Annotated in this window: 13 protein-coding genes and 1 pseudogene; 8 read left to right on the forward strand and 6 right to left on the reverse strand. The window is 65.5% G+C overall.

Annotated features, from left to right (window positions below):
- From A5709_RS02835 to A5709_RS02855, 5 genes and pseudogenes are all read left to right on the forward strand, one after another.
- Positions 1 to 189: pseudogene (locus A5709_RS02835) on the forward strand (4-hydroxy-2-oxovalerate aldolase); the annotation flags it as partial.
- 64 nt (positions 190 to 253) lie between these two features.
- Entirely contained in the window at positions 254 to 565 is a 312-nt protein-coding gene (locus A5709_RS02840) for a hypothetical protein (protein WP_067943212.1), read from the forward strand.
- Positions 566 to 652: 87 nt separating this feature from the next.
- Entirely contained in the window at positions 653 to 1780 is a 1128-nt protein-coding gene (locus A5709_RS02845; RefSeq protein ID WP_067943209.1) for a hypothetical protein, read from the forward strand.
- A 2-nt stretch (positions 1781 to 1782) separates the two neighbouring features.
- Positions 1783 to 2565, forward strand: a complete 783-nt coding sequence (locus A5709_RS02850; RefSeq protein ID WP_067943207.1) for an SDR family oxidoreductase — start codon at positions 1783 to 1785, stop codon at positions 2563 to 2565.
- Positions 2565 to 3710, forward strand: coding sequence for a sulfotransferase (locus tag A5709_RS02855; protein WP_067943206.1), 1146 nt, complete (start codon positions 2565 to 2567; stop codon positions 3708 to 3710). The genes A5709_RS02850 and A5709_RS02855 overlap by 1 nt, the downstream gene beginning before the upstream one ends.
- A 1-nt stretch (position 3711) precedes the next feature.
- On the opposite strand, the gene A5709_RS02860 is transcribed toward A5709_RS02855, so the two are convergent.
- On the reverse strand, positions 3712 to 4158 hold the full coding sequence (locus A5709_RS02860) for a hypothetical protein (RefSeq protein ID WP_067943204.1): 447 nt from the start codon (positions 4156 to 4158) through the stop codon (positions 3712 to 3714).
- 5 nt (positions 4159 to 4163) lie between these two features.
- A complete protein-coding gene (locus tag A5709_RS02865) occupies positions 4164 to 5321 on the reverse strand; it encodes a Rieske 2Fe-2S domain-containing protein (protein WP_068117848.1) in 1158 nt (385 codons plus the stop codon).
- A gap of 127 nt (positions 5322 to 5448) precedes the next feature.
- On the opposite strand from A5709_RS02865, the gene A5709_RS02870 reads away from it, so the two are divergent.
- Entirely contained in the window at positions 5449 to 5973 is a 525-nt protein-coding gene (locus A5709_RS02870) for a gamma carbonic anhydrase family protein (RefSeq protein ID WP_068011474.1), read from the forward strand.
- On the opposite strand, the gene A5709_RS02875 is transcribed toward A5709_RS02870, so the two are convergent.
- From A5709_RS02875 to A5709_RS02890, 4 genes are read right to left on the reverse strand one after another with little or no spacing between them, the layout of a single operon-like run.
- The gene (locus tag A5709_RS02875; protein WP_068011473.1) at positions 5970 to 6377 is read right to left on the reverse strand and encodes a nuclear transport factor 2 family protein; all 408 of its coding nucleotides are present in this window, start codon (positions 6375 to 6377) and stop codon (positions 5970 to 5972) included. The two genes, A5709_RS02870 and A5709_RS02875, sit on opposite strands and share 4 nt — an antisense overlap.
- Positions 6374 to 7573, reverse strand: a complete 1200-nt coding sequence (locus A5709_RS02880; RefSeq protein WP_067943199.1) for a thiolase domain-containing protein — start codon at positions 7571 to 7573, stop codon at positions 6374 to 6376. The genes A5709_RS02875 and A5709_RS02880 overlap by 4 nt, the downstream gene beginning before the upstream one ends.
- A complete protein-coding gene (locus A5709_RS02885) occupies positions 7573 to 8637 on the reverse strand; it encodes a thiolase domain-containing protein (RefSeq protein ID WP_067943198.1) in 1065 nt (354 codons plus the stop codon). The genes A5709_RS02880 and A5709_RS02885 overlap by 1 nt, the downstream gene beginning before the upstream one ends.
- 15 nt (positions 8638 to 8652) lie before the next feature.
- The gene (locus tag A5709_RS02890) at positions 8653 to 9648 is read right to left on the reverse strand and encodes a Zn-ribbon domain-containing OB-fold protein (protein WP_067943196.1); all 996 of its coding nucleotides are present in this window, start codon (positions 9646 to 9648) and stop codon (positions 8653 to 8655) included.
- A gap of 64 nt (positions 9649 to 9712) precedes the next feature.
- Here A5709_RS02890 and A5709_RS02895 point away from each other — a divergent pair, with 64 nt between their 5' ends.
- A complete protein-coding gene (locus A5709_RS02895; RefSeq protein ID WP_067943243.1) occupies positions 9713 to 10744 on the forward strand; it encodes an LLM class F420-dependent oxidoreductase in 1032 nt (343 codons plus the stop codon).
- A 43-nt stretch (positions 10745 to 10787) separates the two neighbouring features.
- Positions 10788 to 11444: acetoacetate decarboxylase family protein (locus tag A5709_RS02900; RefSeq protein ID WP_068117851.1), on the forward strand; the 657-nt coding region annotated here is incomplete at its 3' end.

The following is an 11444-nucleotide window of genomic DNA, read 5'->3' on the forward strand; positions in this document are numbered from 1 at the left end:
TACTCCGGGGTGTACTCGAGCTTCCTCAAGCACGCCATCCGCCAGTCCGAGCGCTACGGCGTGCCCGCCCACCAGCTGCTGCACCGTGCGGGCCAGCGCAAGCTCATCGGCGGCCAGGAAGACCAGCTCATCGACATCGCGCTGGAGATCAAGCGCGAGCAAGAAAGCGGCGCCGCCGCCTCACGCTGACCACTGGTTCCTGAGCTCCGGAACGCACAGCCTACGCAAAGCTGCCGCGAGTATTCTGGCGCGCATGAGCACATCCAACACAGTCGGCGCCCGCCGCCACGGGCTGTACGGCCTGCTCGCCGGGGGGCTAATGACCGCTGCCGCCGCCGCGGTGATCGCGGTGCCACTGGCGGGCACAGTCAACGCGGCTCCGCAGTGCAATCAGACGGTCGGCAATTCCATCGACTCGTACCTGAAGCAGCATCCGCAGCTCCACCAGCAGCTGCAGGCCAAGTCTCAGGCGGAGGGCGGCAACGGCAACGTCATGGACTACCTGAATCGGCATCCCGACGTGCGGCAGCATCTGATCGACCTGTCGCAGCAGTGCGCACCCTAGCGAGTCGGCCTCGTCTTTGAACGTGCGGCCGACGCGCGGGAATGTTCGCCATTGACGAAAAAGTAGAACACGTTCTAGCGTCTAGGCGTGTTCTCTGATCCTCTCACCTCAGCGATCGTCGAAGCCGAGAAACTGGTCGCCGACGCACCCTTCATCGAGACCGAAGCAGACCTGCTCGAAGGGCTGCAGTATCTGGCGGGCTGCGTTTCGGCCTGCATCCACCTAGCCTTCGACTACGACCGGGACCACCCGTTCCTGCAGTCAGGAACCGGGCCGTTCACCAAGATGGGCCTGGACAACCCCGACACTCTCTACTTCGGCACCCGGGTGCACGCCAATCACGACTATGTCGTCACCGGCAAGCGCGGCACCACGACCGATCTGAGCTTCCAGCTGCTCGGCGGGGAATACACCGACGACAACGTGCCGGCCAGCCAAGCGGCGTTCGACGACCGTGAGCTAGACATCGCCGCGGACGGCAGCTTCGAGTGGCGGGTGCGGCCCACCAGCAACGGGCAGCTGGTCATCCGCGAGGTCTATGGTGACTGGTCGGCACAGCGCGGGACGCTGGCCATCTCCCGGCTGGACACCGCGGGTACCGCCCCGCCCCCGCTGACCCGCGAGACCATCGAAAAGCGTTACGCCACGGCCGGAAAGCAACTTGTTAACCGGGTGAAGACCTGGCTGCAATTCCCGCAATGGTTCTATCTCGACCTGCCGGTCAACACGATGGTCGCGCCCCGGCTGACGCCGGGCGGTCTGGCGACGCAATATTCGTCGGTGGGCCACTACGACCTGCGGCCCGATCAGGCGCTGGTGATCACCATCCCGGTCTCCGACGCACCCTACCTCGGCTTCCAACTCGGCAGCCTGTGGTACATCTCGCTGGACTACATCAACCACCAGACGTCGCTGAACAACACTCAGGCGCAAGCGGATCCGGACGGAAAGGTGCGCATCGTCGTGGCCGACCAGAACCCGGGTGTGACGAACTGGGTGGAGACGCTGAACCATCGGCGGGGCTTCCTGCAGTTCCGCTGGCAGCGGGTGTCCCGTCAACTCACCGAGGCCGACGGCCCCACCGTGGAGCTGGTCGACTTCGACGCCATACCGGCCGCGTTGCCCTACTTCGAGCACAATAAGATTTCCGATGACGAGTGGCGTGCGCGAATAGCGCTGCGTCAACAACAAATTGCGGCCAGGATGCTGGGATGACGATGTCAGAAATGCTCGACGGCAAGGTCGTCGTCATCAGCGGCGTGGGACCGGGGCTCGGCACCACCCTGGCGCACCGGTGCTCCCGGGACGGCGCCGACCTGGTGCTGGCGGCGCGCACCGTGGAGCGACTGGAAAGTGTCGCCAAACAGATCAACGACACCGGGCACAAGGCGCTGGCGGTGCGTGCCGATATCACCGACGACGACGAAGTCAACTACCTCGTCGAGACCACGATGGCGACCTACGGCAAGGTCGACGTGCTGATCAACAACGCGTTCCGGGTGCCGTCCATGAAACCGTTGGCCGGCACCAGCTTCCAGCACATCCGTGACGCGATCGAGCTGAGCGCGCTCGGCGCGTTACGGCTCATCCAGGCCTTCACGCCCGCGCTGGAGTCCTCGCACGGATCGATTGTCAACGTCAACTCCATGGTGCTACGGCACTCTCAGGCCAAATACGGCGCCTACAAGATGGCCAAGTCGGCGTTGCTGTCCATGTCGCAATCGCTGGCCACCGAATTGGGTGAGAAGGGGATCCGCGTCAATTCCGTTGCCCCCGGCTATATCTGGGGTGAGACATTGCAGGCTTATTTCGAGCACCAGGCCGGCAAGTACGGCACCACGGCGGACCAGATCTACGCGGCTACCGCGGCGAACTCCGACCTGAAGCGCCTGCCCACCGAAGACGAGGTGGCCTCGGCGATCCTATTCCTGGCCAGCGATCTGTCGAGCGGCATCACCGGACAGACCCTGGATGTCAACTGCGGGGAGTACCACAACTGATGTCCGATCGCACCGATATCGGCACCGTCGACGAACTGCATGCATCGGCCACCAAGGTGACTGGCCTTGACGACTTCGGCGCCGACGACGACAACTACCTCGAAGCGCTGGAGGTGCTGCTGGATTCCTACCGGCGCGAAGCCGGCCTAACGGTGTTGGGCAGCAAGATGAATCGGTTCTTCCTGCGCGGCGCACTGGTGGCCAGGTTGCTGTCCGAGGCTTCGTGGAAGCAGTACCCGCAGCACGCCGACGTAGTGATCGAACGCCCGATCTTCGTCACCGGCCTGGTGCGCACCGGCACCACCGCGCTGCACCGCCTGCTCGGCGCCGACCCCGCTCATCAGGGCCTGCACATGTGGCTGGCCGAATTCCCGCAGCCGCGTCCACCGCGCGAAACCTGGGATTCGCACCCGCTTTATCGCCAACTCGACGCGCAATTCAACCAGCACCACCGGGACAATCCGGGTTACACCGGACTGCACTTCATGGCCGCGTACGAACTAGAGGAGTGCTGGCAGCTGCTTCGGCAATCGCTGCATTCGGTGTCCTACGAGACGTTGGCGCACGTGCCCACCTACGCGCAGTGGCTGTCGCAGCAGGATTGGACGCCGTCCTACCAGCGGCATCGGAAGAACCTCCAGCTGATTGGACTCAACGACGTCGAAAAGCGTTGGGTGCTGAAGAATCCCAGCCATCTGTTCGCGTTGGACGCCTTGATGGCAACGTATCCCGACGCGCTGGTGATTCAGACGCACCGGCCGGTCGAGACCATCATGGCATCGATGTGCTCGCTTGCCCAGCACACCGCGGAGGGATGGTCGACGTCGTTCGACGGAGCTCAAATCGGCGCTGACGCAATGGACACCTGGTCGCGTGGGCTGGAGCGCTTCAACACCGCCCGCGCCAAATACTCGCCGGCCCAGTTCTATGACGTCGACTACAAGGAACTGATCGCCGATCCGATCGGCACGGTGGCCGACATCTATCGGCACTTCGGTTTGACGCTGACCGATGAGGCGAAGGCGGCGATGGAAAAGACGCACGCCGACAGCCAGTCCGGCGAGCGGGCGCCGAAACATCGGTACTCGCTGGCCGATTACGGGCTGACCACCGAAACGGTGAAGGAACGCTTCGCCGGGCTGTAGATCAGTCCTCGGGCGCCGGCTCGGCCAGATAGCCCTCCGCAACGGCGTGTTCGATGCTGTCGCTCAGTTTGGGGCACGACCGGATGCGTGCGGTATCGCCACCGGAGTTACGCACCTCGGTGAAGTGCGCGCAGCGCTGCCAGGCTTCGGTGTTCCATTGCACGGCGGTGTGGCCCGGGCCGAGCCTTCGGACGGTGACCGTGACATGGCAGAACCGACAGTCCACCGGAAGCAGCCCCGAACTGAGGTAGCGTTCTCGGTCGGCGCGACTGGCCTCGGCGACGGCGGCGGCCCGTTGCGGATCGTTGGCGAAATCCCTTGACTTCGACCAAGTTCCGCCGTTTCGTTCGGAACTGACCGGCCGCTCGTCGTGATCGTGGTGATCGCCATGCAGCAACAGCATCGACCGAGCGAGCCGATCGACGTCAGGAACCTGATCGCCGGGCATGTCTGTCAGTGTTGCTCCGCGGGAACGTCTTCGGTCTCTTTGGTCTTCAGGTTCTCTTCGACCTCGGCGTTCCAGTACTCGTTGGCGCGCGTGGTGTCCACCTCGATCTCGAAGCGCTCCACCATTTCCGGCTGGATGTCGGCAACGTCGACGTAGAACTGCTGATACCAGCGACGCAGCTGGTAGACGGCGCCGTCCTCCTCGACCAGCAGCGGGTTGTCGATGCGGGTCTTGTGCTTCCAGATTTCGACGTCCTGGAGGAAGCCCTTGCTGACGCCTTCGGTGAACACCCGCGACAGCTTCTCGGTCATCTTTTCGTCCATGCCCTTGGGCTTTTCGACGATGACACCCCATTGCAGCATGAACGAGTTCTGGGTCACCGGGTAGTGGCAGTTGATCAGGATCGACTCGGCCTTGTATCCGCCATAGCTGTTGTGCAGCCAGTTGATCATGAAGGACGGCCCGAAATAGGACGCCTCCGAGTCAAGGTGCGCCTCCCCGTATGAGGTGCCCAGGTCGTTGACGTCCGGCCGCCCCACGTTGTGCAGATACTGCGACGCGATGTGCCCCTCGAAAACGTTCTTGAAGTACGTCGGCAAACCGAAGTGAATGTAGAAGAAGTGCGCCATGTCGGTGACGTTGTCGATGATGTCGCGGCAGTTCGACCCCTCGATAAGGATCCGGTTCCACCGCCATTCGGTCCACTCGTCGCTGGCCGCTTCCGGGATGTCGGGAATCCGCACCGCCGGGTCCGGCGGGTTCTGCTCGTGGTCATGCCACACGAAGAGCAGGCCGCCACGTACGTCCGTCGTCCACGAGCGGGTGCGCGCCGTCTTGGGTGTGCGCTTGGCGTACGGCACCAGCTTGCAGCGCCCATCGCCACCCCAGCGCCAATCGTGGAACGGGCAGGCCACCTCGTCACCCTTGATGGTGCCTTCCGAAAGGTCCCCACCCATGTGCCGGCAGTAACCGTCCAGCACCTTCAGGTCCCCAGTCGAGTCGGTGAAAACCACCAGCTTGGTACCGAACGCCTCGACGGAGTGCGGCTTACCGTCCTGGAAATCCTTCGCGACGCCCAGGCAGTGCCAGCCCCGGGCGTACCTCGTCGGCAACGCGCCGGGATCGATCTCCCGGATGCCAACCGCTTTGGTGTCGGTACTCACCAGTCACCTCCAACTCACGACCCCTCTAACTAGAACACGTTACAGTTTTGCGGCAGGGGCGCGCAACGACGGCGAGTCTGGCCACGACATATGCGCGGCCGATGCCCGCTCGGGGTATATCTAGACGATGCCGCTGTTTGCATTCGAAGGTCGGGCGCCGCGGGTGGATCCCACCGCGTTCGTGGCCCCGACCGCCACCCTGATCGGCGACGTTGTCGTCGAGGCCGGTGCTTCGGTGTGGTTCAACACCGTCCTGCGCGGCGATTACGGTCCCATCGTCGTGCGGGAGGGCGCGAACGTGCAAGACGGGTCCGTGCTGCACGCGCCGCCGGGCATCCCGGTCGACATCGGCCCCGGCGCCACGGTGGCGCACATGTGCTGCATTCACGGGGTGCACGTCGGGTCGGAGGCCTTGATCGCCAACCACGCCACCGTCCTCGACGGCGCGGTGATCGGCGCGCGGAGCCTGATCGCGGCCCACTCGCTGGTGACGGCCGGCACCCAGATCCCAGCCGGGATGCTCGCCGTCGGCGCGCCGGCGCAGATCAAGGGTCCGGTCGCCGGGACGGGCGCCGAGATGTGGGTGAAGGTGAATCCGCAGGCCTACCGCGAACTGGCTCAGCGCCACCTGACGGGGCTCGAGCCGCTTTAGACCTTCCGGGCCGAAGCGGCCGCGCGGTCCATCTCCCAGTACGCCCGAAGGGCGGTCATCTTGCCCTCGTCGTCGGCCTTGTACGTGAACACGCCTTCGGCGGTCACCTGGTAGTCACCATGGGTGATGAGGATGTGCCCGACGTTGGCTTCCTCGTTGCCGCACTGGTAGGTGTCGCGAAAGACGAACTCGATCTTGGTGGTCGGGGCGATGGCCTTGTCCCAGAAGGCCGAGATCGCGTCGCGACCGCGGTGGCCCTTGCCCTCCGGGTCGAAGGCCGAGGGCCCGATGGGGTCTTCCACGATGGCGTCGTCGGCGAACACCGCCAGCCACGCCTCTTTGTCCCTGGCTATGACCGCCTCGCGCGAGCGCCGACCGGCCTCGTGCGCCGGGTGTCCGCTCACGCGCCGACTTTCTCGGGCGTCGGCTTGTCCGCACCCACCACCCACATGGAGTAGTACTGCGAGCCGCCGCCGTAGGCGTGGCCCAGGGCCTTGCGCGCGCCCGGAACCTGGTGATCCCCACCCTTGCCCATCACCTGAATCGCCGCCTCGGCGAACCGAATCAGGCCGGAGGCGCCGATCGGGTTCGACGAGAGCACACCGCCGGACGGGTTGACCGGCAGCCGGCCGCCGATCGCCGTCTCGCCCGCTTCGGTGAGTTTCCAGCCCTCGCCCTCGGGCGCAAACCCGAGGTTTTCCAACCACATCGGCTCGAACCACGAGAACGGGACGTAGATTTCCGCGGCATCGATCTCGTCGATCGGGCTGGTGATGCCGGCCGCCTTCCACAGCGCGGCGGCCGCGTCACGCCCGGCCTGCGGGCTGACCTGGTCGCGGCCCGAGAACTGCAACGGCTCGGTGCGCAGCGCGGTGGCGTGGATCCATGCCACCGGTTGTCCTTGCGCCAGACGGGCTTCGGCGGCCTCTTCGTTGCCGATCACGACCGCGGCGGCACCATCCGACGACGGACAGGTCTCGTCGTAACGGATCGGATCCCACAGCATCGGCGACTCCATCACCTTCTCCAGGGTGATGTCGGGCTGATGCAGGTGGGCGAGCGGGTTGCGGGCCCCGTTCAGCCGGTCCTTGACCGCGACCATGGCGCCGATGTTCAACGGTGCACCCGACCGGCGGATGTAGGACCGCACGTGCGGGGCGAAGTAACCGCCCGCCCCGGCGCCGACCGGCTTGATGAAGGGAATCGGAATCGACAACGCCCACATCGCGTTTGACTCCGACTGCTTTTCCCACGCCATCGCCAGCACACGCTTGTACTTGCCCGACTGCACCAGGCTGGCGGCGACCACGCCGGTGGATCCACCGACCGAACCCGCGGTGTGCACCCGGATCAGCGGCTTGCCGGTGGCTCCCACGGCATCGGCCATGAACAGCTCGGGCATCATGACGCCCTCGAAGAAGTCCGGAGCCTTGCCGACGACGACGGCGTCGATGTCGTCGAACGTGGAGCCGGAGTCGGCCAGCGCGCGGTCGATCGCCTCGCGCACCATGCCGTTCATCGAAACGTCTTGGCGCTTGGCCACGTACTTGGTCTGCCCGGTACCGAGTACCGCGGCCAGGTATGCTCCCGCTCCGGCCATCAGTTCTTTCCTTCCATGACCGCGACCAGGTTCTGTTGCAACGCGGGCCCGCTGGTGGCATGCGCGAGCACCCGCTCGGCCGAGCCGTTCCAGATGTGTTGTGCCGCAAACCCGATGCGTTCGAGGCCGGCGACGAACATGGGGTTGGCGGCCAGCGCGCCGCCGGACGGATTGACTTTGGTCGGCCCCGGTATCCGGATGGCCTCCTCGAGGATGAGGTGCTGGTGGGTGAAGGGCGCGCAGATCTCGGCAACGTCGAGGTTGTCGGTCCTGCCCCCCGTGGCCACCTCGGCCGCGACCTTGGTCGACACGGATTCGGTGAGGTCACGCGCACCCAGCGAAGGCGTTTCGATGCGGTGCTCGATTCCCGTTATCCAGGCCGGGTTTTCGCGCAGTTCGCGGGCGCGGTCACCCGCAGCGAGCACGATGGCGGCGGCGCCGTCGGTGATCGGCGCGATGTCGTGGCGCCGCAGGGGCTCGGCGAAGAACGGCCGCTCGAGCAATTCGGCCACGCTGATCGACCCTTCCACATTGTCGACCCGGCGCGCATTGGCAAACGAGTCGAACGCGACGCGTGCCATCTGCTCCTCGCTCCACTTGCCGTTCTCGAGCCCGATGCGGGCCTGCAGCCCCGCCATCGACACGGAGTCCGGCCACAGGGGTGCGACGGTGTAGGGGTCGGTCTGCCGCGACAGGATCTGCCGCAGGATTCCCGCCGAGGACTTGCCGAAGCCGTACACCAACGCGGTGTCCACCTCGCCGGTCAGCAGCTTGATGTATGCCTCGTAGAGGGCCCAGGCCGCGTCCATCTCGACATGCGACTCGTTGATCGGCGGAACGGCGCCGATCGAGTCGATCGCCGAGATGAACGAGAAAGCCCGTCCCGCAAGGTAATCGGACGAACCCGAGCACCAGAAACCGATGTCGGCCTTGGTGATTCCGAGGTCCTCGTAGAGCTGGGCGAAGCACGGCATCAACATCTCGACGCCGTTGGTGGTGCCGTCGGTGCGGCGTACGTGTGGGGCGTGGGCGAAGCCGACGACCGCGACGTTGCGAACGCTCATTTACAGGTGGGCCCTTTACAGGTGGTGCTTGTAGGTGTCGTACTCGGCGTCGGGTTCCCCTGTCGGCCGGAAGTACTCGATGTTGTCGATGCCAAAGCCCCACTCCTCCCGGGGTTTCCACACCGCTTCCACGCGCATGCCCATCCGCACCTCGTGGGCGTCGACGTCGGCGACCAGGTGCAGGAAGGGGATGTCGGCCCCGTCGAGCAGCACATAGGCCGCCACGTAGGGCGGTTTGATGCGCTGTCCCTGGAACGGGATGTTGATGATGGCGAACGTCGTGACGGTGCCCTTGTCCGGCAGTTCGACGAACTCGGTGGTGGGCTGGCCGGTGGCCGGGTCCGCGCCGTGCGGCGGGAAGTAGACCTTGCCGTCCTTGCCGGTACGCGCGCCCAGCAACTTGCCCTGGGCGATGGCGCGCAAGTAGGCGCTCTCCTCGTGGGAGGCGGTGTGCTGAATCGTCAGCGAGATCGGCGTGACGATCATGGTCACCGGATCCTGTTCGCCCGACGCGGGTTCGGAGACGGGTTCGGCTTCCTCGCCGAGTTCGAAGTAGGCGATGTCGGTGATCGCGCCCACCGGCTCGTCGGCCCAGTGCACATGCACCCGGGCACCGCTCTTGATGGCGGAAGGACTGCCGGCGTCTACGGCATGCATCAGCGGGGTGTCCGCGCCGTCGAGCTTGATCAGCGCCCAGGCGAACGGGCGGTCCAGCGGCTGACCCTCCAACGGTTCGGGTTGCCATGTCCAGGACACGACGGTGCCGACGCTGGAGACCGGTACCATCTCGCCCAGCGGCTCGTAGGTAACCGGGTCATATTCCGCCGGTGGAACGTGCACCCGGCCATCGGATCCGCGCACCCCCAAGATATGGCGCTCACGCAGTGCGGTGAAGAACTTGCTCAGCGTGGGGCCAACTGAACGGGTGTAGTCGAAAGACAACGTTAGTGGCGCGGAGAGCGGTGGCTCAGGGTGATCCGTCAAGGTCGGGCTGCTCGAGCTGGCTGTCACGCCATCGAGTAGAACAGGTTCTAAGAACGGTTTCAACATCGGGTCGCCGGAAGGGTCAATGACGATGAAGCTGGGGTTGCAGCTCGGGTATTGGGGCGCTCAGCCGCCGGAGAATCACGCGGAGCTCGTAGCCGCGGCGGAGGAAGCGGGTTTCGACGCCGTCTTCACCGCCGAGGCGTGGGGGTCCGACGCCTACACGCCGCTGGCCTGGTTGGGATCGTCAACCCACCGGCTCCGGCTGGGCACCTCGGTGATCCAGCTGTCCGCGCGCACCCCGACGGCAACCGCGATGGCGGCGCTGACGCTCGACCACCTGTCCGGAGGCCGGCACATCCTGGGGCTCGGCGTCTCCGGCCCGCAGGTGGTCGAGGGCTGGTACGGCCGGCCGTTCCCCAAGCCGCTGGCCCGCACCCGCGAGTACGTCGACATCATGCGGCAGGTGTGGGCGCGAGAGAAGGCCGTGACCAGCGACGGGCCGCACTATCCGTTGCCGTTGACCGGGGAGGGGACGACCGGCCTGGGCAAGGCACTCAAGCCCATCACCCACCCGTTGCGTCCCGACATCCCGATCCTGCTCGGGGCCGAGGGGCCGAAGAACGTCGCGCTGGCCGCCGAGATCTGCGACGGCTGGCTGCCCATCTTCTACACGCCGCGGATGGCGGATACCTACAACGAATGGCTCGACGAGGGCTTCGCGCGCCCCGGGGCGCGGCGCAGCCGCGAGGACTTCGAGATCTGCGCGACCGCGAACATCGTCATCACCGACGACCGTGCTGCCGCCTTCGCGGCCATGAAGCCCTATCTGGCCCTCTACATGGGCGGCATGGGCGCCGAGGACACCAACTTCCACGCTGACGTATACCGCCGGATGGGCTACGCCGAGGTGGTCGACGAGGTGACCAAGCTGTTCCGCAGCAACCAGAAGGACAAGGCCGCCGAGATCATCCCGGACGAGGTCGTCGACGACGCCGCGATCGTCGGCGATATCAACTACGTCCGTGAGCAGGTCAAGGTCTGGGAAGCCGCCGGCGTCACCATGATGGTGGTCAACGGGCGCAACGAGGCGCAGATCAGGGAGCTCGCCACGCTGATCTGACCCGCTATTGCCGAACGAATAGAACACGTTCTAGATTGGCCCGATGACAGCCTCGCAGCACACCATCGCGGGCACGGTACTCACGATGCCGGTGCGAATCCGCCGGGCAAACCAACACATGGCGATGTTCTCCGTGAACGCCGACGCCGCGCAGCAGATGATCGACTACAGCGGCCTGCAGGTCTGCCGCTACCTTCCCGGCCGCGCGATCGTGGTGCTGATGTTGATGCACTACATCGACGGCGACCTGGGCCAGTACCACGAGTTCGGCACCAGCGTGATGGTCAACCCACCCGGCTCGAACGCAAGCGGGCCGCGTGCCCTGCAGTCGGCCGGCGCCTTCATCCATCACCTTCCCGTCGACCAGCCGTTCACCCTGGAAGCGGGAACCAAGATCTGGGGTTACCCGAAGGTGATGGGCGACTTCACCCTTCGGGAGGGCCGTCGGTTCGGTTTCGACCTCAGCATCGACGGTCAACCGGTGATCGGCATGGAATTTCGCCGCGGCCTGCCGTTCCGGCTCACCCCGCGCCAGCAAGCGCAACGCACGTACTCGCACCGCGACGGCATCACCCGCGAAACCGCCTTCGAACACACCCTGGACGGCGTACGCACCCGATTCGGCGGGGTGAGCATCCGGCTGGGCGACCATCCGTACTCGAAAGAACTTGCGTCGCTTGGTCTTCCAAAGCGTGCCATG

The sequence above is a fragment of the Mycobacterium sp. E1386 genome (assembly GCF_001672745.1).
In the GTDB taxonomy this organism is placed as follows: Bacteria; Actinomycetota; Actinomycetes; order Mycobacteriales; family Mycobacteriaceae; genus Mycobacterium.

What these genes read in the sequence shown, in the direction of transcription:
- A5709_RS02880 (WP_067943199.1), bottom strand. Translation starts at nt 7,573, where the DNA reads ATGGCCGGAGCGGGAGCATACCTGGCCGCGGTACTCGGTACCGGGCAG.
- A5709_RS02840 (WP_067943212.1), top strand. Translation starts at nt 254, where the DNA reads ATGAGCACATCCAACACAGTCGGCGCCCGCCGCCACGGGCTGTACGGC.
- A5709_RS02885 (WP_067943198.1), bottom strand. Translation starts at nt 8,637, where the DNA reads ATGAGCGTTCGCAACGTCGCGGTCGTCGGCTTCGCCCACGCCCCACAC.
- A5709_RS02855 (WP_067943206.1), top strand. Translation starts at nt 2,565, where the DNA reads ATGTCCGATCGCACCGATATCGGCACCGTCGACGAACTGCATGCATCG.
- A5709_RS02895 (WP_067943243.1), top strand. Translation starts at nt 9,713, where the DNA reads ATGAAGCTGGGGTTGCAGCTCGGGTATTGGGGCGCTCAGCCGCCGGAG.
- A5709_RS02870 (WP_068011474.1), top strand. Translation starts at nt 5,449, where the DNA reads ATGCCGCTGTTTGCATTCGAAGGTCGGGCGCCGCGGGTGGATCCCACC.
- A5709_RS02860 (WP_067943204.1), bottom strand. Translation starts at nt 4,158, where the DNA reads ATGCCCGGCGATCAGGTTCCTGACGTCGATCGGCTCGCTCGGTCGATG.
- A5709_RS02850 (WP_067943207.1), top strand. Translation starts at nt 1,783, where the DNA reads ATGTCAGAAATGCTCGACGGCAAGGTCGTCGTCATCAGCGGCGTGGGA.